The 23,361-nt window shown below is 73.2% G+C and carries 16 protein-coding genes and 3 pseudogenes; 15 read left to right on the top strand and 4 right to left on the bottom strand.

Annotation, left to right across the window (positions count from 1 at the left end; translation table 11 throughout):
* The first annotated feature begins 33 nt into the window (after positions 1–33).
* From ACIQPQ_RS37335 to ACIQPQ_RS37315, 5 genes are all read left to right on the top strand, one after another.
* The gene (locus ACIQPQ_RS37335) at positions 34–327 is read left to right on the top strand and encodes a DUF503 domain-containing protein (protein ID WP_383782293.1); all 294 of its coding nucleotides are present in this window, start codon (positions 34–36) and stop codon (positions 325–327) included.
* A 152-nt stretch (positions 328–479) separates the two neighbouring features.
* The gene (rbfA, locus tag ACIQPQ_RS37330) at positions 480–959 is read left to right on the top strand and encodes a 30S ribosome-binding factor RbfA (RefSeq protein ID WP_401313338.1); all 480 of its coding nucleotides are present in this window, start codon (positions 480–482) and stop codon (positions 957–959) included.
* A complete protein-coding gene (gene truB, locus ACIQPQ_RS37325; protein ID WP_401313335.1) occupies positions 956–1,861 on the top strand; it encodes a tRNA pseudouridine(55) synthase TruB in 906 nt (301 codons plus the stop codon). Before rbfA ends, truB begins: the two co-directional genes overlap by 4 nt.
* 704 nt (positions 1,862–2,565) lie before the next feature.
* Positions 2,566–6,021: a trypsin-like peptidase domain-containing protein gene (locus tag ACIQPQ_RS37320; RefSeq protein ID WP_401313360.1), complete on the top strand. Its 3,456-nt coding sequence runs from the start codon at positions 2,566–2,568 to the stop codon at positions 6,019–6,021.
* A 265-nt stretch (positions 6,022–6,286) separates the two neighbouring features.
* Positions 6,287–7,234: a bifunctional riboflavin kinase/FAD synthetase gene (locus tag ACIQPQ_RS37315; RefSeq protein ID WP_401313332.1), complete on the top strand. Its 948-nt coding sequence runs from the start codon at positions 6,287–6,289 to the stop codon at positions 7,232–7,234.
* Between the two features lie 57 nt (positions 7,235–7,291).
* Here ACIQPQ_RS37315 and ACIQPQ_RS37310 read toward each other — a convergent pair whose 3' ends face one another.
* Positions 7,292–10,453, bottom strand: coding sequence for an SCO5717 family growth-regulating ATPase (locus ACIQPQ_RS37310; protein WP_401313329.1), 3,162 nt, complete (start codon positions 10,451–10,453; stop codon positions 7,292–7,294).
* A 450-nt stretch (positions 10,454–10,903) separates the two neighbouring features.
* Positions 10,904–11,269 (bottom strand): DUF397 domain-containing protein, encoded by a 366-nt coding sequence (locus ACIQPQ_RS37305; protein WP_401313326.1) that lies wholly within the window; start codon positions 11,267–11,269, stop codon positions 10,904–10,906.
* Positions 11,270–11,559: 290 nt separating this feature from the next.
* Here ACIQPQ_RS37305 and rpsO point away from each other — a divergent pair, with 290 nt between their 5' ends.
* From rpsO to ACIQPQ_RS37280, 5 genes are all read left to right on the top strand, one after another.
* Positions 11,560–11,847 (top strand): 30S ribosomal protein S15, encoded by a 288-nt coding sequence (gene rpsO, locus ACIQPQ_RS37300; RefSeq protein WP_401313324.1) that lies wholly within the window; start codon positions 11,560–11,562, stop codon positions 11,845–11,847.
* A gap of 452 nt (positions 11,848–12,299) precedes the next feature.
* Complete coding sequence (locus ACIQPQ_RS37295; RefSeq protein ID WP_383781942.1) at positions 12,300–14,519, top strand: polyribonucleotide nucleotidyltransferase; 2,220 nt, start codon at positions 12,300–12,302, stop codon at positions 14,517–14,519.
* On the top strand, positions 14,516–15,895 hold the full coding sequence (locus ACIQPQ_RS37290) for a M16 family metallopeptidase (protein ID WP_401313321.1): 1,380 nt from the start codon (positions 14,516–14,518) through the stop codon (positions 15,893–15,895). The genes ACIQPQ_RS37295 and ACIQPQ_RS37290 overlap by 4 nt, the downstream gene beginning before the upstream one ends.
* A gap of 92 nt (positions 15,896–15,987) precedes the next feature.
* Positions 15,988–16,740, top strand: a complete 753-nt coding sequence (gene dapB / locus ACIQPQ_RS37285; protein ID WP_401313319.1) for a 4-hydroxy-tetrahydrodipicolinate reductase — start codon at positions 15,988–15,990, stop codon at positions 16,738–16,740.
* An 8-nt stretch (positions 16,741–16,748) separates the two neighbouring features.
* Positions 16,749–17,204, top strand: coding sequence for a hypothetical protein (locus tag ACIQPQ_RS37280; protein ID WP_401313316.1), 456 nt, complete (start codon positions 16,749–16,751; stop codon positions 17,202–17,204).
* A 70-nt stretch (positions 17,205–17,274) separates the two neighbouring features.
* On the opposite strand, the gene ACIQPQ_RS37275 is transcribed toward ACIQPQ_RS37280, so the two are convergent.
* Together ACIQPQ_RS37275 and ACIQPQ_RS37270 are read right to left on the bottom strand one after the other, a co-directional pair.
* Positions 17,275–17,832, bottom strand: a complete 558-nt coding sequence (locus ACIQPQ_RS37275; RefSeq protein ID WP_401313357.1) for a hypothetical protein — start codon at positions 17,830–17,832, stop codon at positions 17,275–17,277.
* Between the two features lie 114 nt (positions 17,833–17,946).
* Positions 17,947–18,213: a hypothetical protein gene (locus ACIQPQ_RS37270; protein WP_401313313.1), complete on the bottom strand. Its 267-nt coding sequence runs from the start codon at positions 18,211–18,213 to the stop codon at positions 17,947–17,949.
* A 229-nt stretch (positions 18,214–18,442) separates the two neighbouring features.
* Here ACIQPQ_RS37270 and ACIQPQ_RS37265 point away from each other — a divergent pair.
* The 5 genes and pseudogenes from ACIQPQ_RS37265 to ACIQPQ_RS37245 form a co-directional block, all read left to right on the top strand.
* Positions 18,443–18,733 (top strand): annotated as a pseudogene (locus tag ACIQPQ_RS37265) (FAD-dependent thymidylate synthase); the annotation flags it as partial.
* Positions 18,713–19,639 (top strand): annotated as a pseudogene (locus tag ACIQPQ_RS37260) (HNH endonuclease); the annotation flags it as partial. The pseudogenes ACIQPQ_RS37265 and ACIQPQ_RS37260, both read left to right, overlap by 21 nt.
* Before the next feature lie 3 nt (positions 19,640–19,642).
* Positions 19,643–20,092: pseudogene (gene thyX / locus ACIQPQ_RS37255) on the top strand (FAD-dependent thymidylate synthase); the annotation flags it as partial.
* A gap of 205 nt (positions 20,093–20,297) precedes the next feature.
* Positions 20,298–21,197 carry a 4-hydroxy-tetrahydrodipicolinate synthase gene (dapA, locus tag ACIQPQ_RS37250; protein WP_383781952.1) on the top strand — a complete coding sequence of 300 codons (900 nt, stop codon included), beginning with the start codon at positions 20,298–20,300 and terminating at the stop codon, positions 21,195–21,197.
* Between the two features lie 133 nt (positions 21,198–21,330).
* A complete protein-coding gene (locus ACIQPQ_RS37245; protein ID WP_383781955.1) occupies positions 21,331–23,016 on the top strand; it encodes a ribonuclease J in 1,686 nt (561 codons plus the stop codon).
* The last annotated feature ends 345 nt before the right edge of the window (positions 23,017–23,361 follow it).

Genomic DNA, 23,361 nt, shown 5'->3' with positions numbered 1-23,361 from the left:
TCGATCCCGGACCGGCGGGTGAACCGGTTGCACATGTACGTGGGGACCCTCTCCTTCGACCTGCTCCTCGGCGACGTCCACTCGCTGAAGGAGAAGCGCTCCGTCGTCCGTCCCGTCGTCGCCGAACTCCAGCGGAAGTTCGCGGTCAGCGCGGCGGAGGTGGACCACCAGGACCTCCACCGCAGGGCCGTGATCGGCCTCGCCGTGGTGTCCGGGGACGCCGAGCACCTGACCGACGTACTGGACCGCTGCGAGCGGCTGGTCGCCGGGCGGCCCGAGGTGGAGCTGCTGTCGGTGCGGCGCCGCATCCACGGGGAAGACGACTGACGACCGACGCGGGCACCCGACGCCCGACGCCCGGCAGGGGCCGGGCCGGTACGGGCCGGACCCACCGGCCGGAGGGCCGGACCCCCCCAGCACGCATCAGCACGACAACGCACGAGCAGAAGCCCGAGCAGAGAAGAACGGGAGACGGACCAGTGGCCGACAACGCGCGCGCCAAGAGGCTGGCGGACCTCATCCGAGAGGTGGTGGCCCAGAAGCTGCAGCGTGGGATCAAGGACCCGCGGCTCGGCTCCCACGTCACCATCACCGACACCCGGGTCACCGGTGACCTCCGGGAGGCGACCGTCTTCTACACGGTCTACGGCGACGACGAGGAGCGGGCCGCCGCGGCCGCGGGCCTGGAGAGCGCCAAGGGCATCCTGCGCTCCGAGGTCGGCCGCGCCGCCGGGGTGAAGTTCACCCCCACCCTGACCTTCGTCGCCGACGCCCTCCCGGACAGCGCCCGCACCATCGAGGACCTCCTCGACCGGGCGCGCCAGTCCGACGAGAAGGTGCGCGAGGCGTCCGCGGGCGCCCCGTACGCCGCGGGCGCCGACCCGTACCGCAAGGCCGACGACGCCGACGGCACCGACGACGCCGACGGCTCCGACGGGACGGACGCCACCGCCGGATGAACCGCAAGACCACCACGCCCGACGGCCTTGTCATCGTCGACAAGCCGTCGGGCTTCACGTCGCACGACGTCGTGGCGAAGATGCGCGGCATCGCCCGCACCCGCCGCGTCGGCCACGCCGGCACCCTCGACCCGATGGCCACCGGTGTCCTCGTCCTCGGCGTGGAGCGCGCCACCAAGCTCCTCGGGCACCTCGCCCTCACCGAGAAGGAGTACCTCGGCACCATCCGCCTCGGCCAGAACACCCTGACCGACGACGCCGAGGGCGAGATCACCTCCTCCACCGACGCCTCCGGGGTCGGCCGCGACGCCGTCGACGCCGGGATCGCCCGGCTGACCGGCCGGATCATGCAGGTCCCGTCGAAGGTCAGCGCCATCAAGATCGACGGCGTCCGCTCCTACAAGCGGGCCCGCGACGGCGAGGACTTCGAGATCCCGGCCCGCCCGGTCACCATCTCCTCGTTCACCGTGTACGACGTCCGTGAGGCCGTCGCCGAGGACGGCACACCCGTGCTCGACCTGATCGTCTCGGTGGTCTGCTCGTCCGGCACCTACATCCGCGCCCTCGCCCGTGACCTGGGCGCCGACCTCGGCGTCGGCGGTCACCTCACGGTGCTGCGCCGCACCCGCGTCGGCCCGTACAAGCTGGACGCCGCCCGCACCCTGGACCAGCTCCAGGAGGAACTGACGGTGATGCCGGTCGCGGAGGCCGCGAGCGCCGCCTTCGCGCGCTGGGACGTCGACGCCCGCCGGGCCCGCCTCCTCCTCAACGGGGTGCGGCTGGAGATGCCCGAGGCGTACGCGGGCGTCGGGGCGGTCGCCGTCTTCGACCCCGAGGGCGTCCTGCTCGCCCTGGTCGAGGAGCAGAAGGGCAAGGCCAAGAGCCTCGCCGTGTTCGGCTAGGCCCGGTCGGGCGGAGATTCGGCTCCGGTCCCTGGTGACGGACGGGCCCGTGGGGCGGCGGACACGGGGTGGTGCTCGGCCGCCGCCCCACGGGGTTTCCCCCCTCGGTTCCCCCACCCTCAGGTCTGTCCACCGCACCCCGCGGATTCACCCGTCCGGACGGGCGCTCGGAGTGAACCGAGGGAGCGCAGGGGGGCGCGTTCCGGTCTCCGCCTGCCCCGCCGATCATCCCGCGCCTACCGTCGTCCGGGAGACGCGCGCGGTCGCCGCGCGCGGGCGGGCCCGTGCGCGGGCCCGTTGTCGAGGGCTGGCGGGCTGGAGGTACGGCGGTGGCGGGACACGAGGAGCGGACACCGGACACCGGAGCCGCACCGGGACCCGACCACTCCACCGGCCCCACCGGCCGGGCCGATCATCACACCGACGCGGCCTTCGCGGCTGAGGGCCCGTACGCATCTGTCGCTCCCGATGGTCCCTACGCGTCCGCCGAGGCTGACGGCCCGTATGCGTCCGCTGTCCCCGATGGTCCCTACGCGTCCGCCGAGGCTGGCGGCGGCCCGTACGCGTCCGCTGTCCCCGATGATCCCTACGCGCCCGCCGGTCCCGACGGCCCTCACCCGTCCTCCGTCGCCGACGGTCTCCACGCGTCCGCCGCCTCCGCCCCGCCCCCCGCACCCGCCGCACCCCCCGTCCCCGACCGTGCCCTGGTCCGTATCCGGGACCTCGCCGGGCGTCCGCGCGGCACCGGGTTCGTCGCCGACCACCACGGCACCGTCCTCACCAGTCACGAAGCGGTCGCGGGACTGTCCCACCTGGTGCTGAGCGTGGCCGACGGCCCCGGACTCGTCGTCACCGCGCACGCCGTCACCCCGCTGCCGGAACGGGACCTCGCCCTCGTCCGCACCCAGGGCCTGGACGCCGACCCCCTGCCCGTCACCGCCCGCGACCGTGTGCCCGCCGGAACCTACGTCCAGCTCGCCGCCGGACGCTGGCGCGCCGCCCGCGTCCTGGCCGAGACCCCCGTCACCTACACGGCCGCCGACCGCTTCCACGCCCTCGGCCGCTGCCTGGAGCTGGCGATCGGCACCGACGGCCGGGACGCCCTGCGCCTCGGCGGCGGCGCCGCGGGCGGACCCGTCCTCGACTCGGCGACCGGCGCCGTCCTCGCCCTCCTCGGCACCGCGCTGCGCTCCGACCACCACGACACCGGCTTCGCCGTCCCCCTGCGCCCCGCCCCGCCCGCGGGCCCGCTCGCCGAGCTGCTCGCCCGCAACGCGGCCACGGTCCCCGCCTACGGCGTCGACCTCAACCTCGCGGGCGTCCTCGAACTCACCGCCACCTCGACCGGCTCCGACGGCCCGCCCCTCGGCCACTGCGCCCCGGCCGTCGAACGAGCCGCCCCCGCCCGCGCGTTCGCCGCGTTCACCGCGAGCCCCACCGCCGTCCTCGGCCTCGTCGGCGCCCCCGGCAGCGGCCGTACGACGGAACTCGCCGCGCTCGCCGCCCGCCGCGCCCAGGGCGCCGCGCCCGCGCCCACGCTGTGGCTGCGCGGCGCCGACCTGCGCGCCGGGGACGGCTCGGTCGCCGACGCGGCCCGGCGCGCGCTCGCCCGCGCCGCCCGGATCGTCGCCGCCTCCCGCCCCGGCGCCGCCGCCGAGGCCCCCGACCCCGACCGGCTCGCCCGCCTCGCCCACGCCGCCGGACGCCCGCTGCTGCTGCTCCTCGACGGCCCCGAGGAGATGCCGCCGCTGCTCGCCCACGCCCTCGCCGCCTGGACCGACGGCACGGCGCTCTGGCTGGCGGAGACCGGTGCGCGGCTGGTCGTCGCCTGCCGCCCCGAGTACTGGGAGCAGGCGGGCCCGCGCTTCCCCGCCGCCCTCCTGTACGGCCACGGCGAGCGGGGCCTGCCGCCCCGCGTCCCGCTCGGCGACCTCACCCCGGACGAAGCCCGCGAGGCCCGCGCCCGCCACGGCGTCCCCGACACCGCGCTCACCCCCGCCGACGCCGGACACCCCCTCACCGTCCGCCTCCTCGCCGAGGTCCGCGCCGCGCTGCCCGACGCCGACCCCGGCGGCCCGCTCGACCGGGACGCCGTCCTCGCCGCCCACCTCGACCTGATGTGCCTGCGCGTCGCGGTCCGGCTGGCCGCCGAGAACGGCGTACGCGGCACCGCCGTACGACGCCTCGCGGCCAAGGTCGCCGGGCAGGTCCACGAGGCCGCCCGGCGCAGCCTCGGCCCCGGCCAGGGCGAACTCGACCGGGCCGCCTTCGAGGCGGTGTTCCCCTGGGGGCCCGCCCCGCTCGCCCTCGGCGGCGGCACCGGCTGGGCGTCCGCCGTCCTCACCGAGGGACTCCTCGTCCCTGCGGGCGGCGGCTACCGCTTCGCCCACGAGGAACTCGCCGACTGGATCCAGGGCCTCCACCTCGACGTCGACGCGGCCCTGCGCGCCCTGGTCCACCGCCGCCGCCTCCCCGACGGCGGCCACCCCATGCCCGTCCCGCACCACCGCGTCGGCCCCGTCGCGCACGCCCTGCTGCACCTCGCCCGCCAGCACGGCCCCGGCCAACTCGCGGCCCGCCTCGCCGAGTTGACGTACGCCCTGGAGGTCGACACCGACTCGTGGTGGGCCGCCCGGCTGCTCGCCGAGACCCTGCCCCGTGTCCCCGACGCCACCCCGTACACCGCGGTCCTCGGCCCGCTCGCCGACCTCATCGCCGCCCGCCGCGACCGCCCCGGCCGGCTCACCGAGTTCACCCCCGCCTTCTGGGCCGCCCTGCCGCTCCCGCCCGCCGCCCACCTCGACCTGCTCCGCCGTCTCGTCCTCGCCGACCCGGGCCCCGACCCGGACACGGCCGCCCCGGCGCGGGAGACGGCGGAGCCGGACACGGACGCCGAGGGCGCGGCCTCCGACCCCGCCCGGCCGCCCGCCCCCCACCGGCACCTCGACACCGTGGCCCGGCTGCTCGCCGCCCACCCCGTCGCCGTACAGCCGGAGCTGATGCGGTGGTTCGACGACGAGCGGCCGCTGCCCGGCGCACCGCACGCCACCGTCGCGACCGCCGCGCAGGCGCTCCTGCACACCCACCGCCACCGCGCCCCCGACGACCTCGCCGAGGCGCTGGCGGACCGGGCGCACCCGCGCGCCGACGAACTCCTCGTCGTCCTCGCCGAGGAGGAGCCCTCCGCGCTCTGCCGGGCCGTCGACCGCTGGGCCCGCGACGACCGGCCCGCCCGCCGCGCCGCCGCGATGACGTACGCCCTGCGCGCCGCGCCCCACATCCGTACCGGCGCCGACGCCGAGCTGCTGCGCTTCGCGGCCCTCGCCGTCCTCGACCGCCGCGCCGACGGGCCCGCCGACCGCGCCCTGCACACCCAGGCCCTCGCCCTGCTGGTCCGCGACCCGCACACCCGGGCCCGCCATCTCCCGCAGGCGGTCGAGCGGTTCGCGGCGGGCGCCCCGCTGCCGCCCGGCGCGCTGCTCACCGCCCTGCCCACCCACCCCGAGCCCGTCCTCGACGCCTTCCGCGCCCGGCTGGCCCGCCCCGGCACCGGCGCGGGCCCCCTGCTGCGCGCCCTCACGGACGCGGTCCTCACCGTCGACGTCCCCTCCGCCCTGGTCCAGCGGGTCGCCGACGTCCTCATGGAACTGCTCGCGCGCCGCCCGCACGCCTGCGGGGACCTCGCCGCCCACCTCGACCGGCGCCTCGACGCGGCCCCGCCCGCCCCGGCCCTCGGCCCGCTCGTCACTGCCCTCCTCGCCACCGGCACGGAGCCGCTGCGCGCCGCTCTGGCCGGGGTCCTGGCCGCCCCCACCTCCCGGCCCGCCGCCGTCCGCGCGCTCCGCCGCGACCTGGTGGAGTCCGTCCTGGCGGACGAGCGCGACCCGGCCGTCCTCGACGCCCTGCTGCGCGCGGCGGGCCGCCACACCGGCGAGGACCTGCGCGACCTCGTCCACCGCACCGCCCTCCTCCTGGTCCGCACCCCCGAGGGAGCGGCCCGTTTCGACCGGGGCCTCGTCGACCTCGGCCGCCACGTCCCGGGCTTCGCCGCGCGGGTCACCGGCTGGCTCGCCGCGTACCCGGGGGAGTGGGCGGTGCTCGTCGGACCGACGGCCCGCCGCACCGTCGAGGGCCTCGCCCGCCCCCGCGTACCCGCCTGACCGGCGCCCCGCACGTGGGCCGGGTCACAGCCCCCATGCCGATGCGGGCCGGGGCCACCCGGCATGGCACCCTTAGAGCTGCGTACGCGCAGAGCCGCGCACGCGGGCGTGGGCAGACGCCGGTGGACGTGGACGGACGCAGGTGGACATCGGCAGACGCCGGTGGGCACCGGCAGCCGTCCCGCACCGCGGGCGGCGCGCGTCGCGGGGCAGGGTCAGAGACAGACGAAGACAGTCACGGACAAGGGTTCGAGGAGCGGTCACAGTGCAGCGCTGGCGTGGCTTGGAGGACATCCCCCAGGACTGGGGGCGCAGCGTCGTCACCATCGGTTCGTACGACGGGGTGCACCGCGGCCACCAGCTGATCATCCGGCACGCCGTGGACCGCGCCCGGGAGCTGGGCGTCCCCTCCGTGGTCGTCACCTTCGACCCGCACCCCAGCGAGGTCGTCCGCCCCGGCAGCCACCCCCCGCTGCTCGCCCCGCACCACCGGCGCGCCGAGCTGATGGCGGAACTGGGCGTCGACGCCCAGCTGATCCTCCCCTTCACGACCGAGTTCTCGAAGCTCTCGCCCGCCGACTTCGTCGTCAAGGTCCTCGTCGACAAGCTGCACGCGCGCGCGGTCGTCGAGGGCCCCAACTTCCGCTTCGGCCACCGGGCCGCGGGCAACGTCGAGTTCCTCGCCGAGCAGGGCAAGGTGTACGACTTCGAGGTCGAGGTCGTCGACCTGTACGTACGCGGCGAGGCGGGCGGCGGCGAGCCGTTCTCCTCGACCCTCACCCGCCGCCTGGTCGCCGAGGGCGACGTGGAGGGCGCCGCCGAGATCCTCGGCCGCCCGCACCGCGTCGAGGGAATCGTCGTGCGCGGCGCCCAGCGCGGCCGCGAACTCGGCTTCCCCACGGCCAACGTCGAGACCCTTCCGCACACCGCGATCCCCGCCGACGGCGTCTACGCGGGCTGGCTGCACGCGAACGGCGAGGCGATGCCGGCCGCCATCTCGGTCGGCACCAACCCCCAGTTCGACGGCACCGAGCGCACCGTCGAGGCGTACGCCATCGACCGCGTCGGCCTCGACCTCTACGGCCTCCACGTCGCCGTCGACTTCCTCGTCTACGTCCGCGGACAGGCCAAGTTCGACTCGCTGGAGGGCCTGCTGGAGCAGATGGCCCTGGACGTCCAGCGCTGCCGCGAACTGGTGGCGGCATCCCGCTGACGCGTCTGCCACGAAGAAGGGCGGCCGGTGTCCTGAGGGACACCGGCCGCCCTTCTCTCACGCCTGCGGGGGCGCCTGCGGAGGCTGCCCCGGCGGCTGGGGCTGGCCCGGCTGCGGCTGCCCTGGCTGCTGAGGCTGCTGGGGATACGGGTAGGGGTACGGCTGCTGCTGTGCCTGCGGGGGCGGCGGCGGGGTCTGCTGCGGGTAGGGCCCGCCCGGGTACGGCTGCCCCGGAGCCTGCTGACCGGGCACGTACGGTCCCGGCACCTGCGGTCCGGGAACCTGCTGTCCGGGGAACGGCTGACCCGGCAGGGGCGGGGCGGCGACCGGGGGCGGGTTGCCGTCGTTGGTCCACAGGCCGTGCATCTGCTGGTGCCGTACGAAGTCCTCGGCCACCAGCGCGGCGAGGGAGAAGTAGGCCTCCCGCACCTTCGGCCGCATCATGTCGAGGTCGACCTCGGCCCCGGCGGCGAGATGCTCGTCGAACGGCACGACCACGACACCCCGGCACCGCGTCTCGAAGTGGGACACGATGTCGTCGACCTTGATCATCTTGCCGGTCTCCCGGACCCCCGAGATGACGGTGAGGGAGCGCGAGACCAGCTCGGCGTACCCGTGCGCGGAGAGCCAGTCCAGCGTGGTGCTCGCGCTGCTGGCGCCGTCCACCGACGGCGTCGAGATGATGATCAGCTGGTCGGCCAGGTCGAGCACCCCGCGCATCGCGCTGTAGAGCAGGCCCGTGCCCGAGTCGGTGAGGATGATCGGGTACTGCTTGCCCAGGACGTCGATCGCGCGCCGGTAGTCCTCGTCGTTGAAGGTCGTGGAGACGGCCGGGTCCACGTCGTTGGCGATGATCTCCAGCCCGGAGGACGCCTGCGAGGTGAACCGCCGGATGTCCATGTAGGAGTTGAGGTACGGGATCGCCTGGACCAGGTCGCGGATGGTCGCCCCGGTCTCCCGCCGCACCCGGCGGCCGAGGGTGCCGGCGTCCGGGTTGGCGTCGATGGCGAGGATCTTGTCCTGGCGCTCGGTGGCCAGCGTGGAGCCGAGCGCGGTGGTCGTGGTCGTCTTGCCCACACCGCCCTTGAGGCTGATGACCGCGATCCGGTAGCAGGACAGCACCGGGGTGCGGATCAGCTCCAGCTTGCGCTGCCGCTCGGCCTCCTCCTTCTTCCCGCCGAACTTGAACCGGCCCCCGCCCGCCGCCGGACGACTGCTCTTCGCCTTCTGCCGCTTGGTGTTGAGCAGCCGGTCCGAGGACAGTTCCACGGCCGCGGTGTAACCCAGCGGCGCCGCCCCCGGGTTGACCGGCTGCCGCTGGTCGTGCCGCACCGGCTGCGGCCACGCGGCCCCGAGACGGGGATCGACGGGGGGCTGGGCCGGCTGCGGAGGCGCAGGTGCCTGGGATGCCTGGGGCGCCTGGGGCGCTTGCGGAACCTGAGCCTGAGGGGACTCCGGAGCCTGGAGGGGCTCAGGAGCCTGCGGAGCCTGCTGGGCTTGCTCCGGCTGAGGTGCCTGGGGGGCTTGCGGCGCCTGCGGCTGCTGCGGGATGCCGGGGTGGGGCTGCGCCTGCGTCTGGGGGAGGGGCTGCTGCCCCGGGTGGCCCTGCGGGGGCTGCGGCTGGAACTCCGGCTGGAGGTGCGGCGGTTGGGGTGCCGGGGGCGGCGGGAAGCCGTAGCCCGCGGGGCCCTGGGGCAGCGGCGGCTGGGGGAAACCGTAGCCGGGCTGGGGGGCGGCGGGGGGCAGGGGGCCCGGCTGGTGCTGCGGCTGAGGGAAGCCGTAACCGGGCTGCGGTGCCGGGGGAGTGGGCTGCTGCGGCGGGGCGGGGGGCTGCTGCGAAGCAGGCTGCGCCACCTGCGGCGCGGGCTGCGCGGGCGCGGTGGGTTGCGGGTGCGGCTGCGCGGGCCATTCGGCGGCGGGGGCGGGCGGTACGGGCTGCGCCGAGGCGGGCGCGTAGGCGGGCGGCAACGGCGGCAGCGCCCCGCTCGGCGGGGTCACCGGGGGAGTCCAGGCGGGCGGCGCCACGGGGGCGGGCGCGTCCTGCGGCCCCACGGCGTCCTCGGGAGCGCCCTCTGGCTCGGCATCGGTGGGCTCCGCGTCGGTGGGCTCCGCGTCCACCGGTACGGCGTCGGCGGGCTGCGCCCCAGCCGGTACGGCGTCCTGCGCGGCCTCGGGTGCGGGGGCCTCGGACGCGTCCTCCTGGACCGCCGCCTCCTCGTCCGCCGTGTCCGCGGCGGCGTCGGCGGGGTCAACGGCGTCGTCGGCCTCGTCGGCGTTCGCCGGGTCCGACCGTTCGGCTGTGGCCTCCGTATCCGCCGACCCCTCCGTCTCTTCCGGCGGCGCGGCCTGCTCCGGGCCCGCCGCGCCTTCCGGGTCAACCCGCGTACTCGCCCCGACGGGTGAACCGTCCTCCGCCCCGGCCTCCTCACCGACCGCCGCGTCCGCCGCTTCCGGAGCCGCCTGTACGGCTTCCGCCTGACGCCGGAGGGCGACCGGCGAGAAGCGCATGGTCGCACCGCTCTCCAGGTCCCCGGTCTCGTTCCCCTCGTCCCCGGCGGCCGGAGTCGCCGCAGCGGCCACCGGTTGCTGCGGCACGGAGGGCACCGGAGGCGCTGAAGCCACCGGAGGCACCGGAGGCTCGTCAGCAACCGGAGGCTCCTGCGAGGCCTGCGGCACCTGCGGCTCGAACCCGCTGCCCACCGGCAACCTGGGCACCGCGACCGGCACGCCGTACGGCGCTCCCGGAGGCGCGGGCGGCACGGGCGGCGCAGCCGAGACGGGCGGCGCAGCCGAGACGGGCGGCGCAGCCGAGACGGGCGGCGCAGCCGAGACGGGCGGCGCGGGCGGGGTGAACGGTGCTCCAGGCACGGGCGGGGTGAAGGGTGCCCCCGGCGCCACGGGCGGCAGCGGCGGTGTGTGCGGCGCGCCGGGCGCCACGTTCGCGTGGGCGGGCGGGGCCAGCCCCGGAATCGGACCGTCCGCGGGCGGCGTACCCGTACCCCGCGGCGCCACGGGCGGCGGCCCGGCCGGGTCCGGTGACGCGCCCCCCTGCTCCGCCGGGGCGGCCCGCCGCTCCGCCGAGGCGTTCTGCGTGTACCAGGCGGGCGGCGCGTAGTCGAGGGTGAACTCGCCCGTGGTCTCCACGGAGGACTCCGCGTCGGGCTGGTCGTCGCCGGGTGTGGCCCAGCCCCCGCGGTCCCCGTCCCGATCGCTGCTCACAGTTCCTCCGTGTCGTCCGACGCCGTTCCGAGCCGGGGCAGTGCGAGCGGTCCACGCCCGGGTACCGGGTGCCGGGTGCGGCGTACCGGGTACGACGGGCCGTGCGTCCACCGGCTCTCCCCCTGGGACGCGGGACACCTCCCCCCGGGTTTCCGGGTTCCGGCGCCGCGCCCGCGTCCAGCCTAATCACCAGGGAGCCGCCCCCGGCAGGCCCGTCCCGTCCCACCCTGCCCGGAAGTGCCGTACCCGCGTGGGCCGTCGGCAAAGACACGGACCGCCGGCAAACCGTCCGGGCCCGCCGTCCGCGGCCGTCCGGACAGACGGAGGGGCGGGTCCCCAACTTCCGGAACCCGCCCCTCCGCCGACGACCGTGAGCGATCGTGACCGCTACCGCTACCGCTACCGCTACCGCGATCGTGACCGCCACCGCGACCTCGTCGTCGGATGTCCCTACGCGTCCAGCCCGCCGTTGTGCGGAGCGGGCTCCAGGTCGAACTCGCCGTCGCGCGCGCCCAGCACGAACGCCCGCCACTCCGCCTCCGTGTACCGCAGCACGGTGTCCGGGTCCAGCGACGAGCGCATCGCCACCGCCCCGCCGGGAAGGTTCGCGATCTCCACGCGCTCCTCGTGCTCCTCGGTGCCCGGCGCGCTCTGCCACTCGACGCCCGAGATGTCGAGCGCGTACAGCTCGTCCCGCTCGCGGTCCTTGCGCGCCTTGACCTCCGCCGCGCTCTCGGCGCTCCCGGAGCCGGGGCCGCCCGCGGCACCCCCGGTGCCCGCAGTGCCCGTGCTGCCCTGTCCCACTTCCTCCGTCATGGCGGAGCGGCCCCTTCCGACGTCCTGGCGGTCCGGTCTCCCGGCGCTTCGGTGATCCAGCGGTTCACCCTAGTGGCTGACTCCCCGTCCGCTCCGGGAAACCGGAACCGATGCGGGCGGGGCCCCTGCCTGCTGGTACGCTGTCTGTCGGCCGTTTGTGTACGCACCCCCGGAGCACGCGCTCCAGAGGCCGCGCTCAACGGATTCCCGCCTCACGAGTTGAAGAAGCTCCCCCGAGACGCAGACCGGGGGCACTCGGTGGCCATCCACAGATTTTCGAGGAGTATCACGTGCCGCTCGACGCCGCAGTGAAGAAGCAGATCGTCTCCGAGTTCGGTACCAAGGAGGGCGACACCGGCTCCCCCGAGGTCCAGGTCGCGCTGCTCTCCCGTCGGATCTCCGACCTGACGGAGCACCTCAAGACCCACAAGCACGACCACCACTCCCGCCGTGGCCTGCTGATCCTCGTCGGTCAGCGCCGTCGCCTTCTCCAGTACCTGGCCAAGAAGGACATCCAGCGCTTCCGTGCGCTGGTCGACCGCCTCGGCATCCGCCGCGGTGCGGCGGGCGCCAAGTAACACGCTGTGGAGGGAGCGGTTCCCCGTGCTGATCGGGGACCGCTCCCTTTGCCGTACGTACGGAAGCCCTCGCGCTCCGTACGGAAACGTGCGGACTGTCACTCACGCTTTGTAGTGTGGTAGCACCCGGCATCACCGAACGGGCACCCACGACCGGCACCGATGACCAGCCGCACCGATCAGCACCACCGATCGGCGGACCTGGCCGACGGCACCGGCCGGGAGTACCGACCGGCAGCGCCGAGCAGCAGTACGCAACGAGCACCACCACAGGAGAAGCACACCTCGCCGCCGCCGGTCCTCGGTAGTGGCCCCCGGGCGGAGCGAACCCCGGAGGCTTCGATCGAAGACCGGCCCGCACCAGACGGAACGCCTCTCCGGCACGGTCCCCCCGCCACACGGGCGAGGCGGGACGAAAGACGAACAGACGACAAGTAACGGAGAAACCCCTAGTGGAGAACGAGACCCACTACGCCGAGGCCGTCATCGACAACGGCACCTTCGGCACCCGCACCATCCGCTTCGAGACGGGCCGCCTCGCCAAGCAGGCCGCCGGCTCCGCCGTGGCGTACCTGGACGACGACACCATGGTGCTGTCGGCCACCACCGCCTCCAAGAACCCCAAGGACCAGCTCGACTTCTTCCCCCTCACGGTGGACGTCGAGGAGCGGATGTACGCCGCCGGCAAGATCCCCGGCAGCTTCTTCCGCCGTGAGGGCCGCCCCTCCGAGGACGCCATCCTCACCTGCCGCCTGATCGACCGCCCGCTGCGCCCCTCCTTCAAGAAGGGCCTGCGCAACGAGATCCAGGTCGTCGCCACGATCATGGCGCTCAACCCCGATCACCTGTACGACGTCGTGGCGATCAACGCCGCCTCCGCGTCCACCCAGCTGGCCGGTCTGCCCTTCTCCGGCCCGATCGGCGGCGTCCGCGTCGCCCTGATCAGCAACCAGTGGGTGGCGTTCCCGACGCACACCGAGCTGGAGGACGCCGTCTTCGACATGGTCGTCGCGGGCCGCGTCCTGGAGGACGGCGACGTCGCGATCATGATGGTCGAGGCCGAGGCCACCGACAAGACGATCCAGCTCGTCCAGGGCGGCGCCGAGGCGCCCACCGAGGAGGTCGTCGCCGCCGGTCTGGACGCCGCGAAGCCCTTCATCAAGGTGCTCTGCAAGGCCCAGGCCGACCTCGCCGCCAAGGCCGCCAAGCCGACCGGCGAGTTCCCCGTCTTCCTCGACTACCAGGACGACGTCCTGGAGGCGCTCTCCGCCGCCGTCCGCCCCGAGCTGGCCGCCGCGCTGACCATCGCCGGCAAGCAGGACCGCGAGGCCGAGCTGGACCGCGTCAAGGGCCTCGCCGCCGAGAAGCTCCTGCCGGAGTTCGAAGGCCGCGAGAAGGAGATCTCCGCCGCGTACCGCTCGCTCACCAAGCAGCTGGTCCGCGAGCGCGTGATCAAGGAGAAGAAGCGCATCGACGGCCGCGGCGTCACGGACATCCGTACGCTCGCCGCCGAGGTCGAGGCCATCCCGCGCGTGCACGGCTCGGCGCTGTTCGAGCGCGGTGAGACCCAGATCCTGGGCGTCACCACCCTCAACATGCTCCGCATGGAGCAGCAGCTGGACACCCTCTCCCCGGTGACCCGCAAGCGCTACATGCACAACTACAACTTCCCGCCGTACTCCGTCGGCGAGACCGGCCGCGTCGGCTCCCCGAAGCGCCGCGAGATCGGCCACGGCGCCCTCGCCGAGCGCGCCATCGTGCCGGTCCTGCCGACCCGCGAGGAGTTCCCCTACGCGATCCGCCAGGTCTCCGAGGCCCTCGGCTCCAACGGCTCCACGTCGATGGGCTCGGTCTGCGCCTCCACCATGTCGCTGCTGAACGCCGGTGTGCCCCTCAAGGCCCCCGTCGCCGGTATCGCCATGGGCCTGATCTCCCAGGAGATCAACGGCGAGACGCACTACGTCGCCCTCACCGACATCCTCGGTGCGGAGGACGCCTTCGGCGACATGGACTTCAAGGTCGCCGGCACCAAGGAGTTCGTCACCGCGCTCCAGCTCGACACCAAGCTCGACGGCATCCCCGCCTCCGTCCTGGCCGCCGCCCTCAAGCAGGCCCGCGACGCCCGCCTCCACATCCTCGACGTGATGATGGAAGCGATCGACACCCCGGACGAGATGTCCCCCAACGCCCCGCGGATCATCACCGTCAAGATCCCCGTGGACAAGATTGGCGAGGTCATCGGCCCGAAGGGCAAGATGATCAACCAGATCCAGGAGGACACCGGCGCCGAGATCACGATCGAGGACGACGGCACCATCTACATCGGTGCCCAGGTCGGCTCGCAGGCCGAGGCCGCCCGCGCCACGATCAACGGCATCGCCAACCCGACCATGCCGGAGGTCGGCGAGCGCTACCTGGGCACGGTCGTCAAGACGACCACCTTCGGCGCGTTCGTGTCGCTGCTGCCGGGCAAGGACGGTCTGCTGCACATCTCGCAGATCCGCAAGCTCGCCGGCGGCAAGCGCGTGGAGAACGTCGAGGACGTCGTCGGCGTGGGCCAGAAGGTCCAGGTCGAGATCGCCGAGATCGACTCCCGCGGCAAGCTCTCCCTGATCCCCGTGATCGAGGGCGAGGACACCCCCGAGGACAAGAAGGACGACGCCGACCAGTGACGTCCCGTGGCTCCCGGGCGACGGCCCGCACCTCCTCGGAGGCGCGGGCCGTCGCCCGTACCCAAACCCTGATCAAGGGCGAGAACGGCATCGGCACGGTCCGCAAGACCACCCTCCCGGGCGGCCTGCGCATCGTCACCGAGACTCTCCCCTCGGTCCGCTCCGCGACCTTCGGCATCTGGGCGCACGTCGGCTCCCGCGACGAGACCCCCGCGCTGAACGGCGCCACCCACTACCTCGAACACCTCCTCTTCAAGCGCACCGCCCGGCGCAGCGCGCTGGACATCTCCTCCGCCCTCGACGCGGTCGGCGGCGAGATGAACGCCTTCACCGCCAAGGAGTACACGTGCTACTACGCGCGCGTGCTCGACACCGACCTCCCGCTCGCCATCGACGTGGTCTGCGACATGCTGACCGGCTCCCTCATCCTCGAAGAGGACGTCGACGTGGAGCGCGGCGCGATCCTGGAGGAGATCGCGATGACGGAGGACGACCCCGGCGACTGCGTGCACGACCTGTTCGCGCAGACCATGTTCGGCGACTCCGCCCTCGGCCGCCCCGTCCTCGGCACGGTCGACACCGTCAACGCCCTCACCGCCGACCGCATCCGCCGCTTCTACAAGAAGCACTACGACCCGACCCACCTCGTGGTCGCCGCGGCCGGCAACATCGACCACGCCAAGGTCGTCCGCCAGGTCCGCGCCGCCTTCGAGAAGGCGGGCGCCCTGCGCGCCGACGACGCCACGCCCCTCGCCCCCCGCGACGGCCGGCGCGCGATCCGCACCGCGGGCCGCGTCGAACTCCTCGGCCGCAAGACCGAGCAGGCGCACATCGTCCTCGGCATGCCCGGCCTGGCCCGCACCGACGACCGCCGCTGGGCGCTCGGCGTGCTCAACACCGCCCTGGGCGGCGGGATGTCCTCCCGCCTCTTCCAGGAGGTCCGCGAGAAGCGCGGCCTGGCCTACAGCGTCTACTCGTACACCTCCGGCTTCGCCGACTGCGGCCTCTTCGGCGTCTACGCGGGCTGCCGGCCCAGCCAGGTGCACGACGTGCTGAAGATCTGCCGCGACGAACTCGACACGGTCGCCGCCAACGGCCTCACCGACGACGAGATCGCCCGCGCCATCGGCCAGCTCCGCGGCTCCACCGTCCTCGGCCTGGAGGACACCGGCGCGCTGATGAACCGCATCGGCAAGAGCGAACTGTGCTGGGGCGAGCAGATGTCGGTCGACGACATGCTGGGCCGGATCGCCGCGGTCACCCCGGACGAGGTCCGCTCCGTCGCCCGCGAGATCCTGGGACGGCGGCCGTCGCTGGCGGTCATCGGCCCGCTCAAGGACAAGCAGGCGGCCCGCCTCCAGGACGCCGTCGCCTGACCCGCCCCTCCCCACCCGCCCTCGGAACCCCGACCCCGGTCCCCGGGAACTCGGCACTCGGTACTCGGTACTCGGTTAAGGAAGCAAGAGACATGAGCAAGCTGCGCGTGGCGGTCCTCGGCGCCAAGGGCCGCATCGGTTCCGAGGCGGTACGGGCGGTCGAGGCCGCCGAGGACATGGAGCTGGTGGCCGCCCTCGGCCGCGGCGACGACCTGGCCGCGCTGACCGACAGCGGCGCCCAGGTCGCCGTCGAACTGACCACCCCCGCGTCGGTCATGGACAACCTCGAACACTGCCTCCAGCACGGCATCCACGCCGTCGTGGGCACCACCGGCTGGACCGACGAACGCCTCGCGCAGCTCACCGACTGGCTGTCCCGCTCCCCGGAGACGGGTGTGCTCATCGCGCCCAACTTCTCCATCGGGGCCGTCCTCACCATGAAGTTCGCGCAGATCGCCGCGCCGTACTTCGAGTCCGTGGAGGTCGTCGAACTCCACCACCCCAACAAGGTCGACGCCCCCTCCGGCACCGCCACCCGCACCGCCCAGCTGATCGCCGAGGCCCGCCGCGCCGCCGGCTGCGCCCCGGCCCCGGACGCCACGGCGACCGCCCTCGACGGGGCACGCGGCGCCGACGTCGACGGCGTCCCCGTCCACGCGATCCGGCTGCGCGGGCTGCTGGCCCACCAGGAGGTCCTGCTCGGCGGCGAGGGCGAGACCCTCACCGTCCGCCACGACTCCCTGCACCACAGCAGCTTCATGCCGGGCATCCTGCTCGGCGCCCGGCGGGTGGTGACGACTCCGGGCCTCACCTTCGGCCTGGAGCACTTCCTGGACCTCGGCTGAGGCTCCCCGTGCGCGCCAAGCTCTCCTACGCCCTTACGGCCGCCGTCCTGGTCGTCTACTTCGTCCTCGTCGGCAGCCGCGGCGTCCTGCTCGTCCAGGCCGGCACCCCGCTGACCGTCACCTTCGGGGTGGCGGTGCTGATCCTGCCCGTCATCGGCGTCTGGTTCCTGTGGAAGAACACCGAGTTCGTCCGCCGCGCCAACGCCCTCGCCGCCGAACTCGACGCCGAGGGCGGGCTCCCCGTCGACGAGCTGCGGCGCACCCCGAGCGGCCGCGTCGACCGGGACTCCGCCGACGAGGTGTTCGCCCGCCGCAAGGCGGAGACGGAGGACGCGCCCGACGACTGGCGCGCCTGGTTCCGGCTGGCGGTGGCCTACCACGACGCCCGGGACACCCCGCGCGCCCGCAAGGCCATGCAGCACGCCATCCGCCTCCACCGCACCCCGCGCCACCCCGCCGCCTGACGCGGGCGCACACGAAGGGGCCCGGTCCGCAACCCCGCGGACCGGGCCCCTTCGTGTCAGCGCCGGGTCCTCAGGGCGCCCGGTACTCGTCCGCCCACACCTCCACGGCGTCCGCCGCACGGTCGAACGCCTCGAACCGCGCCAGGAAGTCCGCCCCGTGCGTCGTGAACAGCACCGCGGGCCCGTCCTGCGCCCGGTCGCGCCGTACGAGCGTGAGGGCCTGGCCCTGCACGGTCCGCGGCAGCCCCAGCCAGCGCACCGGCTGCTGCGCGGTCCGTACGGCGGCCACCCCGTTCCAGGGCACCGTCCGGGTCCGCAGGAAGCCGACGCGGCGCAGCCCGCGCGAGCTGACCCAGACGCCCATCCGCAGCAGCCGCAGCGCTCCGCCGATCACCAGCAGGGAGACGCCGAAGATGACGCCGGCCTCGGAGACCGACCCGGTCAGCGCGATGACGACCGCCGCGAACAGCACGTACGAGGCGAGCAGGAGACAGACCGCGGCCGCCGCGACCCGCCAGGGGCCGGGCCGGTAGGGGCGCCGCCAGCGCTCCTGGTCGTCGTGGGGCAACGCGACGTCGTCGTCCGTCGCCTCGAACGCGCGGTCGGCCGTCAGGAAGGGCAGGGGCACGGTGGTCCTCACTACGTTCATGCGGGGGCTGTGCCCGGTGAGGCTATCCGCCTGTGTCCCCGCTCACCACCTTCGGGGGTCCCGCCACCCGTTCGGCGTGCCGTACGGAGCCCGTCAGCGTCCGTCGGCAGCCTGCGACGGCTGGGTCCGCGCCGAGTGGTCCAGGGAGAGCGCCGGCATCCCGATCACCAGGGACCCGACCAGCGCGGCGACGATCGTGACCCCCAGCAGCCAGCGCCCGGCCGTCTCCCCGGCGGAGGACCGCTCGCGCGGCGGGGGAGTCACATTGCCCCGGAAGCCGTCCGCCTCGGCACGGTCCGTCTCAGCACGGTCGGCCTCGGCGAGAAAGGCGGAGGGGACGGGTTCACGTCGGCGGAACATGGGAGGAACCGCTCCTTCCGGAAGCTCGGATCGCGTGCTGGTATCGAGTACAGGCACCGAGTGATCGAACGGATCACCGTCACCGGTACAGACGAGCGGACGCCCCGAATGGTGCCCTCATTCACCCGTTTTCTTCCGCGAGAGTGATGAGCCCCGGCGCGCCGTAGAGTTCCTGGCGCGCCGTAAAGTGGCGTCGCCGTACGCCCAGCTTGGGAAGGACCCTCCGCACGTGACCCCCACCCCCGACGACGAGCCCAAGATCGACATTCGGAGCGACGTCACCGTCGAGCTGGTCAAGCACACGGCGTCCGACGCCGACGTGCTGTTCGCGGCCCGCGTCTCGACCGCGGGCGAGCAGTCCCTGGCCGAACTGGACAAGGACCCCGAGCGCTCCAAGGGCCTCATCAACTACCTGATGAGGGACCGCCACGGCAGCCCCTTCGAGCACAACTCGATGACCTTCCTCGTCAGCGCCCCGATCTTCGTCTTCCGGGAGTTCATGCGCCACCGCGTGGGCTGGTGCATCGCGGGAGACACCGAGATCACGCTGGAGAGCGAGGCGGGCAACCTCCGCCGACGCACGATCGCCGAGCTGTACAAGCTGTGGCACATGGGCGTGGAGGACCGCCTTCCGCACTCCGCCGGAGGAGTCACCTGGCACAGCGGGGCGGGCAAGTGGATGGCCCAGGTACGACGCGGCGACACCAACCACTACCTCGGCCTGTACGAGAACAGGGAGGCGGCCGAATCGGTCGTCGCCGAGTTCCGCGAGGCGGACCCGAGCACCCGTCTGCGGAAGCTCGAATCCGTCCGGCGCAACCACGTGCGCTGCTACGACGAGGAGACGCTGCTCGCCCAGCGGGCCAGGATCGTCGACGTGATCGAGTCGGGCGTCAAGCCGCTGATCAAGATCACCACGGCGTCGGGCAGGACACTTCGCTCGACGGTCGATCACGCCGTGTTCACCCCCGAGGGGTGGCGCAAGGCGGGCGAACTGGCCGGCGGCGACGCCGTCATGGTGGCCGGAACCGCGCAGGCCCCCTCCCAGGCCCTGATCCCCCCGAGTCTGCGGCGCGGCATCGGCGTGTGGACGTCCATGCAGCACGAGCGGCTGATCAAGGACGTCGACGCCTGCCACCTGTGCGGACAGGACCTTCCCCGCGACCAGCTCGCGCTCGACCACGTCGTGCCGGTGGCGGGCGATCTGACCCTGGCGCTGGACGAGAAGAACCTCGCCCCCGCCTGCGAGCCCTGCCACTCTGCGAAGAGCGGCGGTGAGCAGGCCCTGGCCCGGCGCGGCGGCAAGGTCGCCAAGGCGGTTCCCGACCCGGTCGTCTCGATCGAGGCGGACGGCGAGGAGATGACGTACGACCTCTCCGTGGAAGGACCCTGGCACAACTTCCTCGCGAACGGCATCGTCGTCCACAACTCGTACAACGAGGAATCCGGCCGCTACCGCGAGCTCCAGCCCGTCTTCTACGTCCCGGACGCCTCCCGCAAGCTCGTCCAGCAGGGCCGCCCCGGCAAGTACGTCTTCGTCGAGGGCACCGAGGAGCAGCTCGACCTCGTCTCCCGGACCATGGAGGACTCCTACCGCGAGGCCTACGCGGCCTACCAGGAGATGCTCGCCGCGGGCGTCGCCCGCGAGATCGCCCGCGCGGTCCTGCCCGTCGGCCTCTTCTCCTCCATGTACGCCACCTGCAACGCCCGCTCCCTGATGCACTTCCTGGGCCTGCGCACCCAGCACGAACTGGCCAAGGTCCCCTCGTTCCCGCAGCGGGAGATCGAGATGGTCGGCGAACGGATGGAGGCCGAGTGGGCGAGGCTCATGCCCCTCACCCACGCCGCGTTCAACGCCAACGGCCGGGTCGCCCCGTAACGCGGACCGGCGGCGGGGACGTATGTACGGATCAGCCGTGCGAAGTGTCCGTATTGCGGCATTTAGAGAAGTTCATCTAGCCTGATCAAACGGACCCGGCACTGCTTGAACCCCCGAGCAGGCAGTGCCGGGCTCCACCTTTGTCATGACTTGTCACCTGCCCCTAGGGCAGACCCCGGCCTGAGCAGCGAGTAGCGTGTCACCCATGGCTCCGACCTCCACTCCGCAGACCCCCTTCGGGCGGGTCCTCACCGCCATGGTCACGCCTTTCACGGCGGACGGTGCGATCGACCTCGACGGCGCACAGCGGCTCGCCACCCACCTGGTGGACGCAGGCAACGACGGCCTGATCGTCAACGGCACCACCGGCGAGTCGCCCACCACGAGCGACGCGGAGAAAGCGGACCTGGTACGAGCCGTTCTGGAGGCCGTCGGCGACCGGGCGCACGTCGTCGCCGGAGTCGGCACCAACGACACCCACCACAGCGTCGAACTGGCGCGCACGGCCGAGCGCACCGGCGCACACGGCCTGCTGGTCGTCACGCCGTACTACAACAAGCCCCCCCAGGAGGGCCTGTACCGCCACTTCACGACGGTCGCGGACGCCACCGGACTGCCCGTCATGCTCTACGACATCCCCGGCCGCTCCGGTGTCCCCATCGGCACCGAGACCCTGGTCCGGCTCGCCCAGCACCCTCGGATCGTCGCCAACAAGGACGCCAAGGGCGACCTCGGCCGCGCCAGCTGGGCCATCGCCCGCTCCGGACTGGCCTGGTACTCCGGCGACGACATGCTGAACCTGCCGCTGCTCTCCGTGGGCGCGGTCGGCTTCGTCTCCGTCGTCGGCCACCTCGTCACCCCCGACCTGCGCGCCCTCGTCGACGCGTTCACGGCGGGCGACGTCCAGAAGGCCACCGAGATCCACCAGAAGCTGCTCCCGGTCTACACGGGCATGTTCCGCACCCAGGGCGTCATGACCACCAAGGCCGCCCTCGCCCTCCAGGGCCTGCCCGCCGGACCGCTGCGCCTGCCCATGGTGGAGCTGACCCCCGAAGAGACCGCACAGCTCAAGATCGATCTTGCCGCGGGCGGGGTACAGCTCTGACAACAGACTTCACAACTGAATACGGGCAGGCCACCGGTGCCTGCGCCTTCCACACGACAACTGCTTTCTGCACGAACGTCACGCGCGCCACGTGCCCGACCGGTACGTGGCGCGTGTGTTTGAGGAGAGTCTTTTGAGTCATCCGCACCCCGAACTGGGCCCGCCCCCGAAGCTCGCCAAGGGCGGCCTGCGGGTCACCCCGCTCGGCGGCCTCGGCGAGATCGGCCGCAACATGACGGTCTTCGAGTACGGCGGCCGTCTCCTGATCGTCGACTGCGGTGTGCTGTTCCCCGAGGAGGAGCAGCCCGGCATCGACCTGATCCTGCCGGACTTCACGTCCATCCGGGACCGCCTCGACGACATCGAGGGCATCGTCCTGACCCACGGCCACGAGGACCACATCGGCGGCGTCCCCTACCTCCTCCGGGAGAAGCCGGACATCCCGCTGATCGGCTCCAAGCTGACCCTCGCGCTCATCGAGGCCAAGCTCCAGGAGCACCGCATCCGTCCGTACACCCTGGAGGTGGCGGAGGGGCACCGGGAGCGCGTCGGCCCGTTCGACTGCGAGTTCATCGCGGTCAACCACTCCATCCCGGACGCCCTCGCGGTCGCCATCCGCACCCCGGCCGGCATGGTCGTGCACACCGGTGACTTCAAGATGGACCAGCTGCCGCTGGACAACCGTCTGACCGACCTGCATGCCTTCGCCCGGCTGAGCGAGGAGGGCATCGACCTCCTCCTCTCGGACTCGACGAACGCCGAGGTCCCCGGCTTCACCGCGCACGAGCGGGACATCTCCAACGTCCTGCGCACGGTCTTCGCGGGCGCCGGCAAGCGGATCATCGTGGCGAGCTTCGCCAGCCACGTCCACCGCATCCAGCAGATCCTGGACGCCGCGCACGAGTACGGCCGCCGGGTCGCCTTCGTCGGCCGCTCGATGGTCCGCAACATGGGCATCGCGCGCGACCTCGGCTATCTCAAGGTCCCGCCGGGCCTGGTCGTGGACGTCAAGACCCTCGACGACCTGCCCGACCACGAGGTGGTCCTGGTCTGCACGGGCTCCCAGGGCGAACCGATGGCCGCCCTCTCCCGCATGGCCAACCGCGACCACCAGATCCGGATCGTCCCCGGCGACACGGTGATCCTGGCGTCGTCCCTCATCCCCGGCAACGAGAACGCGGTCTACCGCGTGATCAACGGCCTGACCCGCTGGGGCGCCAACGTCGTGCACAAGGGCAACGCCAAGGTGCACGTCTCGGGCCACGCGTCCGCGGGCGAGCTGCTGTACTTCTACAACATCTGCCGCCCGAAGAACCTGATGCCGGTGCACGGCGAGTGGCGCCATCTGCGGGCCAACGCCGAGCTGGGCGCCATGACCGGCGTCCCGCACGACCGGATCGTGATCGCCGAGGACGGCGTCGTCGTCGACCTGATCGAGGGCAAGGCCAAGATCGCCGGCAAGGTCCAGGCGGGATACGTGTACGTCGACGGCCTCTCGGTCGGCGACGTGGGCGAGCCCGCGCTGAAGGACCGGAAGATCCTGGGCGACGAGGGCATCATCTCGGTGTTCGTGGTCGTCGACTCCTCGACCGGCAAGATCACCGGCGGCCCGCACATCCAGGCCCGCGGTTCGGGCATCGACGACTCAGCGTTCGTCGACGTCGTCCCGAGGATCAGCGAGGTCCTCGAACGCTCCGCCCAGGACGGCGTGGTGGAGCCCCACCAGCTCCAGCAGCTCATCCGCCGCACCCTCGGCAAGTGGGTCTCCGACACCTACCGGCGTCGGCCGATGATCCTCCCGGTCGTCGTCGAGGTCTGACCCTCGGACACCCTCCCGTACACGGGAACCAGGAGCGGGGCCACTCGATTTGCATCGAGCAGCCCCGCTCCAGTACGTTTACGGCTCCGCCAGACCGGGAACCCGGAACGCCACGCGTCCCGGAGCCACTTCCGAGAGGGGCCGGAAAATCCGACTCAGAACCTCTGATAAAGTCGGAACCGCCGGAAAGGGAAACCGCGAGAACGAAGCGGGAAACCTGGAAAGCATCGAAAAAATCGGATCGGAAAAAGATCTGATAGAGTCGGAAACGCAAGACCGAAGGGAAAATGCCCGGAGGAAAGCCTGAGCCGGTTGGCTGGGGTGAGTACGAAGGAAGCGTCCGTT

This window comes from Streptomyces sp. NPDC091281 (assembly GCF_044757425.1).
Lineage (GTDB): Bacteria > Actinomycetota > Actinomycetes > Streptomycetales > Streptomycetaceae > Streptomyces.
The sequence above is the reverse complement of the archived record's forward strand: the minus strand, read 5'-3'. Positions and strand labels throughout refer to the sequence as shown.

What these genes read in the sequence shown, in the direction of transcription:
- dapA (WP_383781952.1), top strand. Translation starts at nt 20,298, where the DNA reads ATGGCTCCGACCTCCACTCCGCAGACCCCCTTCGGGCGGGTCCTCACC.
- dapB (WP_401313319.1), top strand. Translation starts at nt 15,988, where the DNA reads ATGAGCAAGCTGCGCGTGGCGGTCCTCGGCGCCAAGGGCCGCATCGGT.
- truB (WP_401313335.1), top strand. Translation starts at nt 956, where the DNA reads ATGAACCGCAAGACCACCACGCCCGACGGCCTTGTCATCGTCGACAAG.
- ACIQPQ_RS37335 (WP_383782293.1), top strand. Translation starts at nt 34, where the DNA reads ATGTACGTGGGGACCCTCTCCTTCGACCTGCTCCTCGGCGACGTCCAC.
- ACIQPQ_RS37305 (WP_401313326.1), bottom strand. Translation starts at nt 11,269, where the DNA reads ATGACGGAGGAAGTGGGACAGGGCAGCACGGGCACTGCGGGCACCGGG.
- ACIQPQ_RS37270 (WP_401313313.1), bottom strand. Translation starts at nt 18,213, where the DNA reads ATGTTCCGCCGACGTGAACCCGTCCCCTCCGCCTTTCTCGCCGAGGCC.